This is a genomic window from Geodermatophilus sp. SYSU D00867 (assembly GCF_054050315.1).
The window spans coordinates 69530-87863 of sequence record NZ_JBJGZC010000014.1 but is presented as its reverse complement, the minus strand read 5'-3'; the positions used below and the strand labels follow the sequence as shown (position 1 = coordinate 87863).

General features: G+C 75.3%; 20 protein-coding genes. 7 read left to right on the top strand and 13 right to left on the bottom strand.

Features of this window, described 5'->3' with window-relative positions:
* Window positions 1-25: 25 nt before the first annotated feature.
* Window positions 26-1090, bottom strand: a complete 1065-nt coding sequence (purM, locus tag ACI8AK_RS14800) for a phosphoribosylformylglycinamidine cyclo-ligase (protein ID WP_387988227.1) — start codon at window positions 1088-1090, stop codon at window positions 26-28.
* Window positions 1087-2670 carry an amidophosphoribosyltransferase gene (gene purF, locus ACI8AK_RS14795; RefSeq protein WP_387988226.1) on the bottom strand — a complete coding sequence of 528 codons (1584 nt, stop codon included), beginning with the start codon at window positions 2668-2670 and terminating at the stop codon, window positions 1087-1089. The genes purM and purF overlap by 4 nt, the downstream gene beginning before the upstream one ends.
* Window positions 2671-2831: 161 nt before the next feature.
* Between purF and ACI8AK_RS14790 the strand changes: the two genes are divergently transcribed.
* Complete coding sequence (locus ACI8AK_RS14790) at window positions 2832-3176, top strand: hypothetical protein (protein ID WP_387988225.1); 345 nt, start codon at window positions 2832-2834, stop codon at window positions 3174-3176.
* Window positions 3177-3194: 18 nt separating this feature from the next.
* Here the strand turns inward: ACI8AK_RS14790 and ACI8AK_RS14785 are convergent, their stop codons facing one another.
* Both ACI8AK_RS14785 and ACI8AK_RS14780 read right to left on the bottom strand, forming a co-directional pair.
* Entirely contained in the window at window positions 3195-3818 is a 624-nt protein-coding gene (locus ACI8AK_RS14785) for an MBL fold metallo-hydrolase (RefSeq protein WP_387988224.1), read from the bottom strand.
* Entirely contained in the window at window positions 3818-4903 is a 1086-nt protein-coding gene (locus ACI8AK_RS14780; protein ID WP_456956852.1) for an S-(hydroxymethyl)mycothiol dehydrogenase, read from the bottom strand. The genes ACI8AK_RS14785 and ACI8AK_RS14780 overlap by 1 nt, the downstream gene beginning before the upstream one ends.
* A gap of 133 nt (window positions 4904-5036) precedes the next feature.
* Here ACI8AK_RS14780 and ACI8AK_RS14775 point away from each other — a divergent pair, with 133 nt between their 5' ends.
* Together ACI8AK_RS14775 and ACI8AK_RS14770 are read left to right on the top strand one after the other, a co-directional pair.
* The gene (locus ACI8AK_RS14775; RefSeq protein WP_387992160.1) at window positions 5037-6455 is read left to right on the top strand and encodes an OFA family MFS transporter; all 1419 of its coding nucleotides are present in this window, start codon (window positions 5037-5039) and stop codon (window positions 6453-6455) included.
* Window positions 6452-6610, top strand: coding sequence for an MFS transporter small subunit (locus tag ACI8AK_RS14770; RefSeq protein WP_387992157.1), 159 nt, complete (start codon window positions 6452-6454; stop codon window positions 6608-6610). Before ACI8AK_RS14775 ends, ACI8AK_RS14770 begins: the two co-directional genes overlap by 4 nt.
* A 57-nt stretch (window positions 6611-6667) precedes the next feature.
* On the opposite strand, the gene ACI8AK_RS14765 is transcribed toward ACI8AK_RS14770, so the two are convergent.
* The 4 genes from ACI8AK_RS14765 to purS are packed head-to-tail and all read right to left on the bottom strand — an operon-like array spanning window position 6668 to window position 10301.
* Window positions 6668-7057, bottom strand: a complete 390-nt coding sequence (locus tag ACI8AK_RS14765; protein ID WP_387992154.1) for a sterol carrier family protein — start codon at window positions 7055-7057, stop codon at window positions 6668-6670.
* Window positions 7057-9390: a phosphoribosylformylglycinamidine synthase subunit PurL gene (gene purL / locus ACI8AK_RS14760; protein WP_456956851.1), complete on the bottom strand. Its 2334-nt coding sequence runs from the start codon at window positions 9388-9390 to the stop codon at window positions 7057-7059. Before purL ends, ACI8AK_RS14765 begins: the two co-directional genes overlap by 1 nt.
* The gene (purQ, locus tag ACI8AK_RS14755; protein WP_456956849.1) at window positions 9387-10058 is read right to left on the bottom strand and encodes a phosphoribosylformylglycinamidine synthase subunit PurQ; all 672 of its coding nucleotides are present in this window, start codon (window positions 10056-10058) and stop codon (window positions 9387-9389) included. The genes purL and purQ overlap by 4 nt, the downstream gene beginning before the upstream one ends.
* Window positions 10059-10061: 3 nt before the next feature.
* Window positions 10062-10301 (bottom strand): phosphoribosylformylglycinamidine synthase subunit PurS, encoded by a 240-nt coding sequence (gene purS, locus ACI8AK_RS14750; RefSeq protein WP_387992145.1) that lies wholly within the window; start codon window positions 10299-10301, stop codon window positions 10062-10064.
* Between the two features lie 177 nt (window positions 10302-10478).
* Between purS and ACI8AK_RS14745 the strand changes: the two genes are divergently transcribed.
* The 3 genes from ACI8AK_RS14745 (at window position 10479) to ACI8AK_RS14735 (ending at window position 12224) form a co-directional block, all read left to right on the top strand.
* Complete coding sequence (locus ACI8AK_RS14745) at window positions 10479-11018, top strand: hypothetical protein (RefSeq protein WP_387992142.1); 540 nt, start codon at window positions 10479-10481, stop codon at window positions 11016-11018.
* Window positions 11019-11304: 286 nt separating this feature from the next.
* Complete coding sequence (locus ACI8AK_RS14740; protein ID WP_456956847.1) at window positions 11305-11739, top strand: hypothetical protein; 435 nt, start codon at window positions 11305-11307, stop codon at window positions 11737-11739.
* Window positions 11740-11828: 89 nt separating this feature from the next.
* On the top strand, window positions 11829-12224 hold the full coding sequence (locus ACI8AK_RS14735) for a hypothetical protein (RefSeq protein ID WP_456956845.1): 396 nt from the start codon (window positions 11829-11831) through the stop codon (window positions 12222-12224).
* Between the two features lie 9 nt (window positions 12225-12233).
* Here ACI8AK_RS14735 and ACI8AK_RS14730 read toward each other — a convergent pair whose 3' ends face one another.
* Genes ACI8AK_RS14730 through purB form a run of 3 tightly spaced genes read right to left on the bottom strand, consistent with a single transcriptional unit; the run spans window position 12234 to window position 15156 of the window.
* The gene (locus ACI8AK_RS14730) at window positions 12234-12989 is read right to left on the bottom strand and encodes an alpha/beta fold hydrolase (protein WP_387992133.1); all 756 of its coding nucleotides are present in this window, start codon (window positions 12987-12989) and stop codon (window positions 12234-12236) included.
* Window positions 12989-13846, bottom strand: a complete 858-nt coding sequence (locus tag ACI8AK_RS14725) for a phosphoribosylaminoimidazolesuccinocarboxamide synthase (protein ID WP_456956843.1) — start codon at window positions 13844-13846, stop codon at window positions 12989-12991. Before ACI8AK_RS14725 ends, ACI8AK_RS14730 begins: the two co-directional genes overlap by 1 nt.
* A gap of 2 nt (window positions 13847-13848) precedes the next feature.
* A complete protein-coding gene (purB, locus tag ACI8AK_RS14720; RefSeq protein WP_456903930.1) occupies window positions 13849-15156 on the bottom strand; it encodes an adenylosuccinate lyase in 1308 nt (435 codons plus the stop codon).
* Window positions 15157-15257: 101 nt separating this feature from the next.
* Between purB and ACI8AK_RS14715 the strand changes: the two genes are divergently transcribed.
* Window positions 15258-16697 carry an AI-2E family transporter gene (locus ACI8AK_RS14715; protein ID WP_387992126.1) on the top strand — a complete coding sequence of 480 codons (1440 nt, stop codon included), beginning with the start codon at window positions 15258-15260 and terminating at the stop codon, window positions 16695-16697.
* Here ACI8AK_RS14715 and ACI8AK_RS14710 read toward each other — a convergent pair.
* Together ACI8AK_RS14710 and purD are read right to left on the bottom strand one after the other, a co-directional pair.
* Entirely contained in the window at window positions 16601-17077 is a 477-nt protein-coding gene (locus tag ACI8AK_RS14710) for a hypothetical protein (protein ID WP_456956841.1), read from the bottom strand. The genes ACI8AK_RS14715 and ACI8AK_RS14710 overlap by 97 nt on opposite strands.
* The gene (purD, locus tag ACI8AK_RS14705; RefSeq protein WP_387992123.1) at window positions 17074-18333 is read right to left on the bottom strand and encodes a phosphoribosylamine--glycine ligase; all 1260 of its coding nucleotides are present in this window, start codon (window positions 18331-18333) and stop codon (window positions 17074-17076) included. Before purD ends, ACI8AK_RS14710 begins: the two co-directional genes overlap by 4 nt.
* Between the last annotated feature and the right edge of the window lies 1 nt (window position 18334).

Sequence of the window (18334 nt, the reverse complement as noted above, 5' to 3'; positions counted from 1 at the left end):
CGTGGGGCGGCGGTGTGTGCCGTGGTCAGCGGTAGGAACCCACCAGCCGCGCGCCGGTCCCGCCGGCGCCGACGGTGCCCGCCACCCAGGCCGGCACCCCGCGGCCGGTCAGCAGGCCCACCGCCCGCTCGGCCACCTCGGCCGCGACGACGGCGACCATGCCGACGCCGCAGTTGAACGCCCGCTCGGACTCCTCGCGCGGCACGCCGTGCTCCTCGAGCAGGGACACCGCGGCCGGCAGTGCCCAGGTGCCGCGGTCGAGCACCGCCTCCAGCCCGTCGGGCACCACCCGCGCGGTGTTGCCGGCGAGCCCGCCGCCGGTGACGTGCGCGAACGCGTGCACCCCGTCGACCCCGAGCCCGTCCACCAGGGCGAGGCAGTCGAGGGCGTAGATCCGCGTCGGCTCGAGCAGCACGTCACCCAGCGGCCGGTCCAGCCCGGCCGGGGTGGCGGCGAGGTCGAGGCCGGCGGCGGACACCACGCGGCGCACCAGCGAGTAGCCGTTGGAGTGGAACCCGCTCGAGGCCATCGCGACGACGACGTCGCCGTCGCGGACCCGCTCGGGCCCGAGCACCGCGTCGGCCTCGACGACGCCGACCGCGGTGGCGGCCAGGTCGTACTCGTCGGCGGCCATGAGGTCGCCGTGCTCGGCGGTCTCCCCGCCGACCAGCGAGGCCCCGGCCTGCTCGCACCCCGCCGCGATGCCGGTGACGATCGCGGCGATCCTCTCCGGGACGACCTTCCCGCAGGCGACGTAGTCCTGGAGGAACAGCGGCTCGGCGCCGCAGGCTACGAGGTCGTCGACGACCATGGCGACCAGGTCGATGCCGACGGTGTCGTGCCGGTCCAGCTGCCGCGCCAGGGCGATCTTGGTGCCCACGCCGTCGGTGGACGAGGCGATCAGCGGGCGCCGGTAGCGGGTCGTGTCGAGCGCGAACAGCCCGGCGAAGCCCCCCAGGCCGCCGACCACCTCGGGCCGGCGGGTCCGCTCGACGGCCGTCCGCATGAGGTCGACGGCCCGCTCGCCGGCGTCGATGTCGACGCCGGAGTCCGCGTAGGTGAAGCCGCCGCTCCCGGGCGCCCGGCTCACGGACGGCGCAGGGCGTCGTCGGCGCCGCCGGGCACCGCGGGGCTGCCGGCCTGCTGGCCGGTCCAGCCGGTGACGGCGCGCTCGGCGTCGTCGACCCGCGGCATGGGGGTGCGGGCCACGCCGGCGGGGAGGCTGCCCTCGAGCACGTGCTTGCCGAGCACCCCGGACTCGCCGAGCGGGATCGGGTACCGGCCGGTGAAGCACGCGGTGCACAGCCGGTTGACCGGCTGCTCCGTGGCGGCGACCAGGCCCTGCTCGGAGACGTAGCCGAGGGAGTCGGCGTTGATGGAGGCACGCACGCCGTCGACGTCGAGGCCGTTGGCGATGAGCTCGGCGCGGCTGGCGAAGTCGATGCCGTAGAAGCACGGCCACTTCACCGGCGGGCTGGAGATGCGCACGTGCACCTCGACCGCGCCGGCCTCGCGCAGCATGCGGATCAGCGCGCGCTGGGTGTTGCCCCGCACGATCGAGTCGTCGACGACGACCAGCCGCTTGCCGCGGATGACGTCGCGCAGCGGGTTGAGCTTGAGCCGGATGCCCAGCTGCCGGATGGTCTGCGACGGCTGGATGAACGTGCGGCCGACGTAGGAGTTCTTGACCAGCCCGAGCCCGTAGGGGATGCCGCTGGCCTCGGCGTACCCGACGGCGGCCGGCGTGCCGGACTCCGGGACCGGGATCACCAGGTCGGCGTCGGCGGGCTGCTCCTTGGCCAGCCGGCGGCCGATCTCGACGCGGGCGGCGTGCACGCTGCGGCCGCCGATCGTGGTGTCGGGGCGGGCGAGGTAGACGTACTCGAAGACGCAGCCCTTGGGCTCGGCCGGGGCGAAGTGCTGGCTGCGCAGGCCGTTCTCGTCGATGGCCAGCAGCTCGCCGGGCTCCACCTCGCGGACCACCGAGGCGCCGACGATGTCGAGGGCCGCGGTCTCGCTGGCCACCACCCAGCCGCGCTCGAGCCGGCCGAGGACCAGCGGGCGCACGCCCTGCGGGTCGCGGGCGGCGTAGAGGGTGTCCTCGTCCATGAAGGTGAGGCTGAAGGCGCCGCGCAGCTGCGGGAGCACCTCCATGGCCGCGGCCTCGACGCTCATGTCGGGGCGGGCGGCGATCAGCGAGGTGACCAGGTCGGAGTCGGTGCTGGCGGTGAAGGCGCCGGGCACGCCGGCGTCCGCGGCCCGGCTGGCCAGCTCCGCGGTGTTGACCAGGTTGCCGTTGTGGCACAGCGCCAGGCCGGTGCCGGCGTCGGTGGTGCGGAACGTCGGCTGGGCGTTCTCCCAGGTGGACGCGCCGGTGGTCGAGTACCGGGTGTGCCCGACGGCGAGGTGGCCGCGCAGGCTGCCCAGCGTGGACTCGTCGAACACCTGGCTGACCAGGCCGAGGTCCTTGTAGACGACCACCGAGGCGCCGTCGGAGACCGCGATGCCCGCCGCCTCCTGACCGCGGTGCTGGAGGGCGTACAGGCCGAAGTAGGTCAGCTTCGCGACCTCCTCCCCCGGAGCCCAGACGCCGAAGACGCCACAGGCGTCCTGGGGGCCGGGAGCGTGGGGGTCGAGGTCGTGCGTCAGCCGTCCGTCACCGCGAGGCACACCGACGAGCGTACCGGCGCCCTGCGGGGTACCTCCTGCCCGAGCCGTGATCGTGCCCACCCCGGCGGCGGGTCCGCACCGGCCGGCCGGGCACTCCGGGCGGGCGGAACCGCAGCAGGGGTCCGGCGCGTTGACGGACGGTCCACCTGAGAGGAACCGACATGAGCAGCGACCGGCCCGACCCGAACGACTTCCTCGAGATGGCCCAGCGCATGCTGCGCGGGCTGTTCGACCCGTCGCGCGGCGGCGACGACGGCGACGACGACCCCTGGCGGCGGGCGACCGACCACGACACGCGGCAGCGCCGGCGCGAGCCCAGCGCCGAGGAGCGGCGGGAGAACCTCACGTTCGCCCTCGCCACGCGCGCCGTCGAGGCGCTGGAGGACCTGGCGCTCAACGTCGCGGCGATCCGCCAGCGCCTGGAGCGCTCGGGCACGCCGGAGCCCCCGGCCGCGGAGGCCGGGAGCGACGGGACGACGGCCGGGGGGAACGCCGGCCCGGCGTGACGCCGGGCCGGCGCCGCCCTACCGGACGGTGCTGATCTCGGCGGAGATGCGGGTGTCCTCGCCGTGGCCGGTGTGCACCACCGTGTCGCCGTGGAGGGTCAGCAGCCTGCTGCGGATCGACCGCACGATCGTCGGGTGGTCGCTGAAGCTGCGGCCGGTGGCGCCGGGGCCGCCGTGGAACAGCGTGTCGCCGGTGAAGACGGCGGCCAGGTCGGGCGCGTGCAGGCACGTGCTGCCCGGGCTGTGACCCGGGGTGTGCAGCGCGGTCAGCGACGTGCCGGCGACGCGGAAGAGGGTGCCCTCGGCCAGCGCCTCGTCGGGGTCGGCGCTCTCGTGGACCATCTCCCACAGCACCCGGTCGGCGGGGTGGAACCAGACCGGCGCGCCGGTGGCCTCCCGCAGGTCGACCGCGGCCGTGATGTGGTCGTTGTGCCCGTGGGTGAGCACGATCGCCGTCACCCTCCGCCCGCCGATCGCCTCGAGGATCGGCTCGGCGCGGTGCGGCGCGTCGATCACCAGCACCTCGTCGTCGTCGCCGACGAGCCAGACGTTGTTGTCGACGTCGAAGTCCTGCCCGTCGAGGCTGAACACCCCGGAGACGACGGCCTTCTCGATGCGGACGCCTCCCGTGGACCCGGCCATCAGAGGACCACCACGGAGCGCAGCACCTCGCCCTTCTGCATCTTCTCGAACGCGGCCTCGACGTCGTCGATGCCGACGGTCTCGGAGACGAAGTCCTCCAGCGGGAAGCGGCCCTGCCGGTAGAGGTCGACCAGCATCGGGAAGTCCCGCGAGGGCAGGCAGTCGCCGTACCAGGAGGACTTCAGCGCCCCGCCGCGGCCGAACAGCTCGATCATCGGCAGGGTGAGCTGCATGTCCGGCGTCGGGACGCCGACCAGCACCACCCGGCCGGCCAGGTCGCGGGCGTAGAAGGCCTGCTCGAACACCTCCGGGCGGCCGACCGCGTCGATGGCGACGTCGACGCCGAACCCGCCGGTGGCCCCCTTGATCGCCTCGACGGCGTCGGTCTCGCGGGAGTTGACGGTGTGGGTGGCGCCGAACTGGCGCGCCCACGCCAGCTTTCGGTCGTCGACGTCGACGGCGACGATCGTCGTCGCGCCGACCAGCCTCGCCCCGGCGATCGCGGCGTTGCCGACGCCGCCGCAGCCGAACACCGCCACCGACTCCCCCCGCTGCACCCCGCCGGTGTTGATCGCCGCGCCCACCCCGGCCATCACGCCGCAGCCGATCAGCCCGGCGGCGGTGGCCGGCGCCTCCGGATCGACCTTGGTGCACTGGCCGGCGGCGACCAGCGTCTTCTCCACGAACGCGCCGATGCCCAGCGCCGCCGACAGCGCGGTGCCGTCGGTGAGAGTCATCGTCTGCGTGGCGTTGGCGGTGTTGAAGCAGTACTGCAGCCGGCCCTTGCGGCAGGCGCGGCACTGACCGCACACCGCCCGCCAGTTGAGGACGACGAAGTCGCCGACGGCCACGTCGGTGACGCCCTCGCCGACCGCGGCCACGGTGCCGGCGGCCTCGTGGCCGAGCAGGAACGGGAAGTCGTCGTTGATGTTGCCCTGGCGGTAGTGCAGGTCGGTGGCGCAGACGCCGCAGGCCGCGACGTCGACCACCGCCTCCCCCGGCCCCGGATCGGGCACCAGGACCGTCTCGACGCTGACCGGTTCTCCCTTGCCGCGGGCGACGACGCCCCTCACCTCGTAGGCCATGCCGGGAGCCTATGGGCGGCCCGGCGGGGTCCGCGCCCGCTGCTCCCGCTGGCCGGGAACCCCGCCCCGACGGGCAGGTTCCCGGACCCGGCCGTAGCGTTCCCCACAGTCGTCGTCCCCGTGGAGGTCCCCCGTGGCGCTGCCCGGCTTCCTGCGCCGTGAGCGCATCGTCGCCCGTCCCGGCTTCAACCGCTGGCTGATCCCGCCGGCGGCCCTGGCGGTGCACCTGTGCATCGGGCAGGCCTACGCCACGAGCGTCTACAAGCCCGCGCTGGTCGAGCACTTCGACACGTCGCTGACGGCGATCGGCATCATCTTCTCGATCGCCATCGTCATGCTGGGCCTGTCGGCCGCCCTGTTCGGGACGTGGGTCGACCGCAACGGCCCCCGCGCGGCGATGTTCACCGCGGCCTGCCTCTGGGTCACCGGCTTCCTCGTGGGCGGGCTGGGGATCGAGACCCGCCAGCTGTGGCTGGTCTACCTCGGCTACGGCGTCATCGGTGGCATCGGCCTGGGCATCGGCTACATCTCGCCGGTCTCCACGTTGATCAAGTGGTTCCCCGACCGGCCGGGCCTGGCCACCGGCATGGCCATCATGGGCTTCGGCGGCGGCGCGCTGATCGCCTCGCCACTGTCCCGGCAGGTGATGAGCTGGTACGACCCGGCCTACGACCCCGGCACCCAGGGCTCGGTGCCGAACGGGGACGCCGTCGCGGCGCTGTTCTTCACCTTCGCCGCGCTCTACCTGGTCTTCATGATGTTCGGCGCCTCCATCGTGCGGGTGCCCGGCGAGGGCTGGAAGCCCGCCGGCTTCGACCCGTCGACGATCAAGCAGAAGGCCCTGGTCACCACCGAGAGCGTCTCGGCCAACAACGCGATCAAGACCCCGCAGTTCTGGCTCCTCTGGGTGGTGCTGTTCTGCAACGTCACAGCGGGCATCGGCATCCTCGAGCAGGCCGCGCCGATGATCCAGGACTTCTTCCGCACCGGGGACACGTCGCTGGTGGCCGGGACCGCGGCGGCCGGCTTCGTCGGGGTCCTGTCGCTGGGCAACATGGCCGGCCGCTTCGTGTGGTCCTCGACGTCGGACTACATCGGCCGCAAGCCGATCTACATGGTCTACCTCGGCGTCGGCCTGCTGCTCTACGTCGCGCTGGCCACCATCGGCAACAGCGCCACCTGGGTGTTCGTGCTGCTCGCCGCGGTGATCATCTCGTTCTACGGCGGCGGGTTCGCCACCGTCCCGGCCTACCTGCGCGACCTGTTCGGCACCTACCAGGTGGGCGCCATCCACGGCCGGCTGCTCACCGCGTGGTCGGCGGCCGGTGTTGCCGGGCCGCTGATCGTCAACAGCGTCCTGGACACCCAGGGTGAGCCGGGCAGCCTGGTGGCGGCCAACTACCGGCCGGCGCTGTTCATCATGGTCGGCCTGCTCGCCGTCGGGTTCGTCGCGAACCTGCTGGTGCGACCGGTGGCCAGCAAGTGGCACGAGCCGCACCGCGACGCCGCCCCGGCCGCCCCCTCGACCCCGGAACGGAGCGCCGCCCGATGAGCACGCCGCTGTCGAAGACGACCTCGCCCGACGGGCAGCAGCCCGTGCACACGCCCACCGGGCTGATCGCGTTCGCGTGGACGCTGGTCGGCGTCCCGCTGGCCTACGGGCTGTACCAGACGGTCAAGACCGCGCTGACGCTGTTCACCGGCTGAGGTCCTCCGTGCAGGTCCGCGGAGGTGCGCCGTGCACCTCCGCGGACCTGCACGTCGTCACGCCCGCCGCAGCGGAGGCAGCGGCAGGTGGGCGGACAGGTCGGCGCGGTTGCCGCTGGCGCTGACCAGCCCCCCGGCGACGGCCTCGGCCCAGCCGAGCCCGCCGGTGGCCAGCCGCAGCCAGGTGGCCGTGTCGGTCTCGACGACGTTCGGCGGGGTGCCCCGGGTGTGCCGCGGCCCGGGCACCAGCTGGACGGCGACGTGCGGCGGCACCCGCAGCTCCACCGAGCGGCCGGGCACCTGCTGGGCCAGCCACCGCGCGGTCGTCTTCACCGCAGCGCCCAGCACCGACCGCGGGGGCTGCTCGGCCTCCCCGGCCAGCCAGGGGCGGACGGCGTCGACGGCGGCGCGCAGCTCCTCGGCGGGGATCGGCTGCTGCGCGGGCATCAGCTGGTGGGGACGGTGCCCGCCGGGACGGTGCCCACGGTGGCCTCCGGCGACCCGAACAGCGCCGGGAGGGTCGCCGTCCACGCCGCCCGGAGCTCGGCCAGCGGCAGCTCGCCGACGCCCTCGACGGCGAGGACGTCGCCGCCGGTGGTGCCGAGCTCGGTGACCGCGACGCCGGCCCACTCGGCGGTGGTGCGCACCGCCTCGGGGTCGGTCGTGGTGACGACGGCGCGGGCGCCGGACTCGCTGAACAGCGCGGTGAACGCGTCGTCTCCGAGCCGCAGCGTCGCCCCGGTGCCGTACCGCAGCGCGGACTCGGCCAGCGCCTGGGCCAGGCCGCCGTCGGCGAGGTCGTGCGCGGAGGTGACCAGGCCCTCGCGGCCCAGGGCCCCGAGCAGCTCACCGAGGGTGCGCTCGGCCTCGAGGTCGACGGCCGGCGGGCGGCCGCCGAGGTGGCCGTGGACGACGCTCGCCCACGCCGACCCGCCGAACTCCGGCCGGGTCTCGCCCAGCAGCAGCACGGTCTCGCCGGCGGCCCGCCAGCCGGTGGGGACCCGCGTGCGGACGTCGTCGTGCACGCCCAGGACGCCGATGACCGGCGTCGGGTTGATGGCGACGTCGCCGGTCTGGTTGTAGAGGCTCACGTTGCCGCCGGTGACCGGGAGGCCGAGGGCGCGGCAGGCGTCGGCCAGGCCGCGGACGGCCTCGGCGAACTGCCACATGACCTCGGGCTCCTCGGGGGAGCCGAAGTTCAGGCAGTTGGTGACCGCCAGCGGCCGGGCGCCGGTGACGGCGACGTTGCGGTAGGCCTCGGCGAGGTTGAGCTGCGCGCCGGCGTAGGGGTCCAGCCGGGCGAAGCGGGCGTTGCCGTCCAGGGCGAGGGCGATGCCGCGGTGGGTGTCCTCGTCGATGCGGACCACGCCGGCGTCGTCGGGCTGGGCGAGCACGGTGTTGCCGCGGACGTAGCGGTCGTACTGCTCGGTCACCCAGGTCTTGTCCGCGCCGTCGGGGCTGGCGACGACGGCCAGCCAGTGCGCGGTGAGCTCCTCAGGCGTGGCCGGGCGGGGCAGCGCGGCCGCGTCGTCGGCCTGCAGGGCGTCGAGGTCGGCGGGGCGCTGCATCGGCCGCTCGTAGACCGGGCCCTCGTGGGCGACGGTGCGCGGCGGGACGTCCACGATGCGCTCGCCGTGCCAGTCGACGGTGAGCCGGTCGCCGTCGGTGACCTCACCGATGACGGTGGCCAGCACGTCCCACTTGCGGCAGACGGCGAGGAAGGCGTCCACCTTGGCCGGCTCGACGATCGCGCACATGCGCTCCTGCGACTCGCTCATGAGGATCTCGGCGGGCGTCAGGGTGCTGTCGCGCAGCGGGACGCGGTCGAGGTCGACGTGCATGCCGCCGGTGCCGGCGCTGGCCAGCTCGGAGGTGGCGCAGGACAGCCCGGCGCCGCCGAGGTCCTGGATGCCGGTGACCAGGTCGGCGGCGAAGATCTCCAGGCAGGCCTCGATGAGCAGCTTCTCGGTGAACGGGTCGCCGACCTGCACGCTCGGCCGCTTGGCCGGACCCTCCTGGTCGAAGGTCTCGCTCGCCAGCACGCTCACGCCGCCGATGCCGTCACCGCCGGTGCGGGCACCGAACAGGACGACCTTGTTGCCGGCGCCCTCGGCCTTGGCCAGGCGGACGTCCTCGTGCCTCATCACGCCGACGCACAGCGCGTTGACCAGCGGGTTGCCGGCGTAGCACTCGTCGAACAGCAGCTCGCCGCCGATGTTGGGCAGGCCCAGGCAGTTGCCGTAGCCGCCGACGCCGGCGACGACGCCGGGCAGCACCCGGGCGGTGTCGGGGGCGTCGGCCCGGCCGAAGCGCAGCGAGTCCATGACGGCGACCGGCCGGGCGCCCATGGTGAGGATGTCGCGGACGATGCCGCCGACCCCGGTGGCCGCGCCCTGATAGGGCTCGACGTAGCTGGGGTGGTTGTGCGACTCGACCTTGAAGGTGACCGCGTAGCCGTCGCCGACGTCGACGACGCCGGCGTTCTCGCCGATGCCGACCAGGAGGTGCTCGCTGCGCGGCAGGTCGCCGAACCGGCGCAGGTGCACCTTGGAGCTCTTGTAGGAGCAGTGCTCGCTCCACATCACCGAGTACATGGCCAGCTCGGCGGTGGTGGGCCGGCGGCCGAGGATGTCGCGGATCCGCGCGTACTCGTCGCTCTTCAGGCCGAGCTCGGCGAAGGGCTGCCCGACGTCCGGGGTGCTCTCCGCGAGCGCGACGGTGTCGAGCCGGTCGGCCAGCGGGCCGGGGCCCGTGTCGAGGTCGGAGAGACCCTGCGTCATGCGCTGACGACCGCCTTCAGGACGCTGGTGAAGAAGCCGAGCCCGTCGGTCGACGGCCCGGTGAGGTCCTCGACGGCGTGCTCGGGGTGGGGCATGAGCCCGACGACCCGGCCGTCCTCGCTGGTGACCCCCGCGATGTCGCGCAGGCTGCCGTTGGGGTTGCCGCCGACGTACCGGACCGCGACCCGGCCCTCGCCCTCGAGCCGCTCGAGGGCGGCCGGCGCGGCGACGTAGCGGCCCTCGCCGTTCTTGACCGGGACGACGATCTCCTGGCCCTCGGCGTAGGCCGAGGTCCACGCGGTGTCCGCCCGCTCGATGCGCAGCCGCTGGTCCCGGTTGCGGAAGTGCAGGTGGCTGTTGCGGGTGAGCGCGCCGGGCAGCAGCCCCGCCTCGCAGAGGACCTGGAAGCCGTTGCAGATGCCGAGGACCGGCATGCCCTTCCGCGCCCGGTCGACGACGTCCTGCACCAGGGGCGCGCGGGCGGCGATGGCGCCGGCGCGCAGGTAGTCGCCGTAGGAGAACCCGCCGGGCAGGACGACGGCGTCGACGTCCTCGAGGTCGTGGTCGGCGTGCCAGAGGACGACGGGCTCGGCGCCGGCCAGCCGCACCGCGCGGGCGGCGTCGACGTCGTCGAGGGAGCCCGGGAAGGTGATGACACCGATGCGCACGGCTCAGGCCCCCGGCAGGTGCAGCTCGACGTCCTCGATGACGGGGTTGGCCAGCAGCGTCTCGGCGATCTGCTTGAGCTCCGCCTCGTCCGGGGTGCCCTCGACGTCGAGGACGAAGTGCTTGCCCTGGCGGACCCCGGTGACCTGCGTGTGGCCGAGGCGGCCGAGTGCGCCGAGCACCGCCTGCCCCTGCGGGTCGGAGATCTCCGGCTTGAGGACGACGTCGACGACCACCTGCGGCACGGCTCCAGGCTAACCGGTCCCCGTGGGCACCCGGTCGCCGCCGGGGAGGTGACCCGCACCCCCGTCCTCACCCCCGGGGGTGAGGAGCCACCCGGCGTGGTCAAGGTCACCTGCTCGGGCGACGACTCCACCCCAGCCGGGCGACCGTCCCGGACCGCCGAGGAACCGGAGACACCCGTGAGCATCCGCCAGTCCCAGGGCCGGCACCGCGCCGTCGAGGCCGGCTCGGCTCCCACGTCCCACCGGCGCCCGACGTCCCGCCGGCGCCGGGTCACCGCTGCCGCGGTCGGGGGCGTCGTGCTGCTCGGCGGTGGCGCCGCCATGGCCGCCTGGAGCATCTCCGGCGAGGGCCCTGGTGACGCGCAGGCGATCGCCCCCGACCGGCTGCAGGTCGACGACCAGGCCGCGGCGGTCGCCGACCTGTACCCGGGCGCCACGGGTGACGTGGTGGTCCGCGTGCGCAACCCCAACCCCTATCCGGTGGTGCTGCAGACCGCGAGGTTCGGCACCGTGACCGCCGGCGGCGACTGCCCGCAGGACAGCGTCTCGGCGGTGGCGGCCTCGATGCCGATCCCCGGCTCCGTGACGCTCTCCGACGGCAACTGGCACGAGCTGACGCTGGCCGACGCCGTCGCCATGACCTTCGCCGCGCCCGACGAGTGCAAGGGCGCGACCTTCAGCGTCCGCGTCACGGTCGAGGGCCTCCAGGTCGCCTGACCCGTCCCGCCCGGCCGGCGCACCGCGCGGCGGCCGGGCGGTGGCACCGACCCGTCCCGGTCCCGTCCCGGCGGTCCCTCGAGCACCGGCCGCGCCGAGCCGATGGTCCGCCTGCCGGGGTCGAGGTCCCCCGCAGCCCACGTCATCCGCCGGAGGTCCCGTGAGCACCCGCCAGTCGCGAGGGCGGCACCGCGCCGCTCCGGCACGGCCTGCTCCCGCACGCCACGCCCGCCCCGCGAGCGGCCGCCACGCCCGGACGCGGTCCCGCGCGTGCCGCCGGCTGGCCGTGGTCGCGGCCGGCACGGTCCTCTTCGGCGGCGGCGGGGCGGCGACGGCCGCCTGGGTCGCGCAGGGCGACGGGGACGCCGACGCCACGGCCCTGAGCGCGCAGCCGATCCTCGTCGACGACCAGGCCGAGCCGGTCGCCGACCTCTACCCCGGGGGCACCGGCGACGTCGTCCTGCGGCTGCGCAACCCCAACCCCTACGCCGTCACCCTCACCACCGTGCAGTACGGGACCGTCACCGGCGGCTGCGCGGCGGGCAGCGTCGTCCCCGTCCAGACCACCGTGACCCTCGCCCAGCCCATCCGGCTCGAGGAGGACTCGGCGGTCCAGACGGTGACGTTCCCGGACGTCGTGCGGATGCTGCCGACCGCACCGAACGAGTGCCAGCGCGCCACCTTCACCGTGCCCGTGACGCTGACCGGCACCAGCGCCTGATGGCCACCGGGACCTCCGCCGCGCGCCGTGCACCGCGAGCTCCGCTGCCCGTACGCGCCGGCGCCCTGGTCGCGTCCCTCGCGTGTGCCGTGCTGCTCGCCGGACCCCAGCAGGCGTCGGCCGGCTGGGTCGCCTCCGGCGGTGGCGGCCCGGCCGCCGCGGCCACCGCGCTGTCGCCGGGTCCCCTGCCCACCCTCTCGCGCAACGGCCTGACCGGCACCGTGACCGTCTCCTGGCCCGCCGTCACCCTCGCCGGCCAGCCGGTCACCGGCTACGTCGTCCGCCGCTACAGCGCGACCGGTCCCAGTCCCGTGACCAGCGGCACCTGCACCGGCGGCCCGGTGTCGGGGACGGGCACCGCCGGCGTCGTGACGACGACGAGCTGCACGGACACCCGCGGGTGGACCACCCAGACCTACGCCTACCGGGTCGTGCCGGTCTTCCGCGAGTGGCTCGGCGCCGAGTCGCCGGCCGCGTCGATCTGACCGGCGCCGTCAGCGCAGCAGCGCGACGACCTCGTCCGGGCGCTCCCAGTGCGCGTTGTGCCCGGCGTCCTCGAGCAGCACCGCGCCGGGGTCGACCCGTCGCATCGCGTCGAGACCGACCATCGGGTCGGCCGCGCCGGCGGCCAGCCGCAGCGGCGCCTCCGCGCGGGACAGGACCTCCTCGACCGGCGGGCCGACGGCGCCGAACGCGCGCGGGTCCAGCGCCGCGGTGAACCCGCCGCCGGCCTCGCGGACCCCGGCGAGCGCCACCTCGGAGGCGGGGTCCACGAGTCCGGTCAGCCCGGCCAGCCGCAGGTGCCGCGCGGCGGCCTCGGCGGCGGTCGGGAACACCTGCGGCGGGCGGCCGGCCAGCGAGCGGGCCCGCGCGACCTCGTCGTCGGTCCAGTCGATCTTGACCCCGACGGCGACGACCCGGACGACGTCGACGCCGTACCAGCCGCCGGCGAGCACCGCGCCGACGACGCCGCCGAAGGAGTGCCCGAGCACGGTCACCCGCGTGGCCCCGCGGTCGGCCGCCACCGCGGCCACGTCCGCGGCGTGCACCGCGTACCCGTAGGGCGGCTCGGCCACCGAGCGGCCGTGCCCGCGCAGGTCGGGGACCGCCCAGGACCCGGGCCAGGACCGCTCGACCAGCGGCAGCAGCCGGTCCCACACCGCGCCGGTCGCGCCGAGCCCGTGCAGCAGCAGGAGCAGGTCCCCGCCCGACCCGCCGGAGCGGTACTCGATGCCCGCGCGCGTCCGCATCAGCGGAAGGAGGTGCCGGTCAGCTGCTCGTAGGCGGCGACGTAGCGCTCGCGGGTGGCGGCGACGACGTCGTCGGGGAGCTCCGGCGGCGGCGAGACGCGGTCCCAGCCCGAGGAGGTCAGCCAGTCGCGGACGTACTGCTTGTCGAACGAGGGCTGCGGGGCCCCGGGCGCCCACGACGACGCCGGCCAGAAGCGCGACGAGTCCGGCGTGAGCACCTCGTCGCCGAGCACCAGGCCGCCGTCGGCACCGAGGCCGAACTCGAACTTCGTGTCGGCCAGCAGGATGCCCGCCCCCGCGGCGACCTCCGCACCCCGCCGGTACAGCGCCAGCGTCAGCTCCCGCAGCTCCTCCGCCCGCGCGGCGCCGACGAGGGACACCACGCGCGCGAAGTCGATCGCCTCGTCGTGCTCCCCCACCTCGGCCTTCGTCGACGGCGTGAACACCGGCTCCGGCAGCCGCGAGCCCTCGACCAGCCCGGGCGGGAGCGGCACGTCGCGGATGGAACCGGTGCGCGAGTACTCGACGGTCCCCGAGCCGGACAGGTAGCCCCGCGCCACGCACTCGACCGGCAGCATGTCCAGCCGCCGCACGAGCATCGCCCGCCCGGCGACGCCGGCCGGCACGTCGGTGGCCGACACCAGGTGGTGGGTGGCGCCGAACGCGGACAGCACCGGCGTCAGCTGCTCGAACCACCACACCGACAGCTGGGTGAGCACCCGACCCTTGTCCGGGATCGGCGTCGGCAGCACGTGGTCGTAGGCCGAGATCCGGTCGGAGGCGACCAGCAGGAGACGGTCGTCGCCGGCGTCGTAGACCTCCCGCACCTTGCCGCGGGCGACCAGGGGCAGGTCCACGGTCACGTCAGCGCGGCCAGCCGGTCGAACAGCGGGCCGAGGTTGCGCACGTAGCCCTCGGGGCGGCAGATCTCGTCCAGCCGCGCCTCGTCGAGCGTCACGCCGGAGGAGTCCGCGCGGGTCCGCAGCGTCGACCGGAACGGCGTCCCGGAGTTCCACGTCTCCATCGCCGCGCCCTGCACCAGCGCGTAGGCGTCCTCGCGCGAGAGCCCGGACTCGACCAGCTCCAGCAGCACGGCGGAGGTGTAGATCAGCCCGCCGGTGAGGTCGAGGTTGGCCCGCATCCGGTCGACGTCGACGACCAGGTTCTCCACCAGGCCGGTGGTCAGGTGCAGCAGGTAGTCGGTGGTGATCGCGGCGTCGGGGAGGAACACCCGCTCGGTGGACGAGTGCGAGATGTCCCGCTCGTGCCACAGCGGGATGCCCTCCATCACCGGGACGACGGCGGCGCGCACCACCCGCGCGAGCCCGGCGATCCGCTCCGAGCGGATCGGGTTCTTCTTGTGCGGCATCGCGCTGGAGCCCTTCTGGCCGGAGCCGAAGGCCTCCGACAGCTCCCGCACCTCGGTGCGCTGCCCGTGCCGGACCTCGAGCGCGATGGTCTCGCAGACGGTGGCGATGACCGCCAGCGCGGCGACCCACTCGCTGATCGAGTCGCGGATGACCACCTGGGTGGAGGCGTCGGCCGGCCGCAGCCCGAGCGCCTCGGCGACCACGACCTCCACCGACGGGTCGATGAGCGAGTAGGTGCCGACGGCGCCGGAGATCGCGACGACGCCGACCCGCTCGCGCGCCGCGCGCAGCCGGTCGCGGGAGCGGGCCGTCGCGAACGCGAGGTCGGCCACCCGGTGCCCCCACACCACCGGCTCGGCGTGCACGCCGTGCGTGCGCCCGACCCGCAGGGTCTCCCGGTGCGCCAGGCCGTGGTGGCGCAGCGCGGCGACCAGCCGGTCGGCCTTGGCCAGCAGCACGTCGGTGGCCTCGGTGAGCTGCACGGCGAGCGCGGTGTCGAGCAGGTCCGACGACGTCATGCCGTGGTGCACGTAGGCCGCCGCCGAGCGGGGCTCGGTGTTGTCGGCCCAGGCGGTGAGGAAGGCGATGACGTCGTGCTGCGTCGTCTCCTCGATCTCCGCGACGCGGGCGGCGGTCGGCGGCGGGGCGTTGCGCACCGGCTCGACGACGTCGGCCGGGACCCGCCCGGCGGCCGCGTGCGCCTCCAGCACCAGCGTCTCCACCCGGCACCACAGCTCGTACTTGTGCTCGTCGCTCCAGACCCGGCCCATCTCGGGGAGCGTGTAGCGGTCGATCACGCGGGTACCCCCGGCAGCCGGTCGAGTCGTCGGAACACGGGAGCATCCTCCCGCAGCGCTAGCGTGATCGAGAACGGCCCCCACCGACCGCGGAGGACCCCATGCTGCGACAGGCCGGCTCCCTGGTCGCCCGCGCGCGTGAGCGCATCCGGGCGGCGGGTGAGCGGGACCCGCACGCGTGGCCCGAGCGCGACGACGACCGGGCGATCCTGGTGCACGACGAGGTGTACGACGAGGAGGCCGACGCCGGTCCCGTCGACCCGCTGGCCGACGGTGAGCCGCCGCTCGGCAGTCCCGAGCCCGGCGCCCCCGACCTCGACGGGCCGCTGGGCGCGGGCGGGGTGAGCGGCCCCCCGGAAGGCGGGCGCCCGCACCGGGCCGCCGAGCGCGGCCGCCGGCTGCTGGGCCCGGGCCGCGAGGCCCCGCAGGGCGACGCCGCGGTGCCCGGCGCGCTGCGCACGGCGGCGGCCTGGTCGTGGCGGCTGATCGTCGTCCTCGCGGGGCTGTACGTGCTGCTCTACGCGGCGGCGTACGTCGCCGTGGTGATCGTCCCGGTCATGGTCGCGCTGCTGCTGGCGGCGTTGCTGCAGCCGGGTGCGGCCGCGCTCATCCGGCGCGGGTGGCCGCGGTCGCTGGCCGCGATGGCGATGCTGCTGGTCGGGCTGGCCGTCGTCGCCGGGATCATCACGCTGGTCGTCGAGCGGTTCAGCGCCGGCTTCTCCGACCTCGCCGACCAGGTCAGCCAGGGCCTCGACCAGATCCGCGACTTCGTCGTCGAGACCTTCCCGGTCACCCAGCGGCAGATCGACGACGCGGTGACCGCCGCCCAGGACGCCATCGTGTCCAACCGGGAGACGCTGGCCACCGGCGCGCTCACCACGGCCGCCACGGTCGGCGAGGTGTTCACCGGCGTCGTCCTGGCGCTGTTCACGCTCTTCTTCTTCCTCAAGGACGGCCGGTCCATCTGGCTGTGGCTGGTCGGCCTGTTCCCCCGCGACTCGCGCGCGTTCATCGACGAGGCCGCCCGCCGGTCGTGGCGCACGCTCATCTCCTACGTCCGCGCCACCGTCGCCGTGGCGCTGGTCGACGCCGTCGGCATCGGCATCGGCCTGGCGGTCCTCGGCGTGCCGCTGGTGATCCCGCTGGCCGCGCTGGTGTTCCTCGGCGCGTTCATCCCGATCATCGGGTCGTTCCTGGCCGGCTCGATCGCGGTGCTGGTCGCGCTGGTCGCCGTCGGCCCGATCAAGGCACTGATCGCGCTGGCGATCGTCGTCCTGGTCATGCAGCTCGAGGGGCACGTCCTGCAGCCGCTGCTGCTGGGCAAGGCGGTGCACGTGCACCCGCTGGCGGTCGTGCTGGCGATCGCCGCCGGCCTGCTCGTCGCCGGGATCTTCGGCGCGCTGATCGCGGTGCCGGTGGTGGCCTGCGCGAACGTCGCCGGCACCTACCTGTCCCGGCGCCACGACGGCCCGCGGCCGCCCGAGCCGCGCCCGGAGCGGGCCCGCCCGGCGGTCGGGGTCCGGGGCTGGACGGGCGCGTAGTCCCCGGGGGAGCGGCGGAGGTGCTCCCGGAAGGCCCGCTCGACCGTCTCGTCCCACTCGGGCAGCGCGGCGGCGTAGCGGCGGTCCGCCTCGACCTCCAGCCGCTCGGCGGCGTCGAGGTCGTCCTCCCCCAGCCCGGTGGCCTGCCGCGCGACGTCCGCCACGGCCTCCGCGGCCGTGTCCAGCCCGAACAGCCGGAACCCGGCCACCGCCCGCTCGACCTGATCGGGCTCCAGGCCCTGCACCGCGTGCAGCAGGCCGCCGTTCACCGCCATCCCGTGGCAGAGGAGGACCGCGGCGAGGGCGGCGTCGCCGGGGTGGGGGGACGGCCCGTCCGGGTCGCAGGCGCGGTTCCAGACCGCGTCGGCCGGGTCGGTCATCCCGGGACCGCGATCCGGCCCTCGACGGCGGCCAGCGCGATGTCGCTGCGCCAGTGCGCGCCGGCGAGCCGGACGGCGGCCACCCGCTCGTAGGCCGCCTGCCGCGCCGCGGCGAGGTCGGCGCCGGTCGCGGTCACCGCGAGCACCCGCCCGCCGGCCGAGCGGACGGTCCCCTCGGCGTCGACGGTGGTGCCGGCGTGCAGCACGCCCTCGCCGTCGGCGCCGGTCACCGGGTCGCCCGTGCGCGGCGCCTCGGGGTAGCCGGCGGCGGCGACGACGACGGTGACGGCCGCGCCGGACCGCCAGCGCAGCGGCGGGTGGCCGGCGAGCGTGCCGGTGGCCGCGGCGTGCAGCACCCCGGCCAGCGGGGTCTCCAGCAGCGGCAGCACGACCTCGGTCTCGGGGTCGCCGAAGCGGGCGTTGAACTCGACCACCCGCACACCGCGCGAGGTCAGCGCCAGGCCCGCGTAGAGCAGCCCGCTGAACGGCTCGCCGCGGCGGCGCATCTCGTCGACGGTCGGCTGCAGCACGGTGGCCAGCACCTCGTCGACCAGGCCCGGCGGCGCCCAGGGCAGCGGGGCGTAGGCGCCCATCCCGCCGGTGTTGGGGCCGGCGTCGCCGTCGTCGCGGCGCTTGTGGTCCTGCGCGGGCAGCAGCGGCAGCACCGTCGTCCCGTCGGTGACGGCGAACAGCGACACCTCGGGGCCGTCGAGGTACTCCTCGACCAGCACCGCTCCCCCGGCGTCGAGCACCCGGTGCCCGTGGGCGACCGCGGCGTCCCGGTCGGTCGTGACGACGACGCCCTTGCCGGCGGCCAGCCCGTCGTCCTTGACCACGTACGGCGCGCCTGCCTCGTCGAGCGCCGTCTCCAGCTCGGCGGGCCCGCCGACGGGCCAGGAGCGGGCGGTCGGCACCCCGGCGGCGGCCATGACGTGCTTGGCGAAGGACTTGCTGCCCTCGATCTGCGCGGCCTGCTGCGACGGGCCGAAGCAGGCGACGCCGGCGTCGCGGACGGCGTCGGCGGCGCCGGCGACCAGCGGCACCTCGGGGCCGACGACGACCAGGTCGGCGGCCCAGCCGGTGGCCAGCGCGGCCACCGCCACCGGGTCGGCGACGTCGAGCGCGGCCTGCTCGGCGATGCGGGCGGTGCCCGCGTTGCCCGGCGCGCAGGCCAGCGCGGTCACCGCGGGGTCGGACTGCAGAGCGACGCACAGGGCGTGCTCCCGGGCACCGGAGCCGATCACGAGCACGCGCACG

Coding starts and splice junctions, on each gene's coding strand:
- ACI8AK_RS14710 (WP_456956841.1), bottom strand. CDS start 17,077: ATGACCGACCCGGCCGACGCGGTCTGGAACCGCGCCTGCGACCCGGAC.
- ACI8AK_RS14765 (WP_387992154.1), bottom strand. CDS start 7,057: ATGCCCGCGCAGCAGCCGATCCCCGCCGAGGAGCTGCGCGCCGCCGTC.
- ACI8AK_RS14715 (WP_387992126.1), top strand. CDS start 15,258: ATGCTGCGACAGGCCGGCTCCCTGGTCGCCCGCGCGCGTGAGCGCATC.
- ACI8AK_RS14770 (WP_387992157.1), top strand. CDS start 6,452: ATGAGCACGCCGCTGTCGAAGACGACCTCGCCCGACGGGCAGCAGCCC.
- purL (WP_456956851.1), bottom strand. CDS start 9,390: ATGACGCAGGGTCTCTCCGACCTCGACACGGGCCCCGGCCCGCTGGCC.
- ACI8AK_RS14785 (WP_387988224.1), bottom strand. CDS start 3,818: ATGGCCGGGTCCACGGGAGGCGTCCGCATCGAGAAGGCCGTCGTCTCC.
- ACI8AK_RS14790 (WP_387988225.1), top strand. CDS start 2,832: ATGAGCAGCGACCGGCCCGACCCGAACGACTTCCTCGAGATGGCCCAG.
- ACI8AK_RS14780 (WP_456956852.1), bottom strand. CDS start 4,903: ATGGCCTACGAGGTGAGGGGCGTCGTCGCCCGCGGCAAGGGAGAACCG.
- ACI8AK_RS14730 (WP_387992133.1), bottom strand. CDS start 12,989: ATGCGGACGCGCGCGGGCATCGAGTACCGCTCCGGCGGGTCGGGCGGG.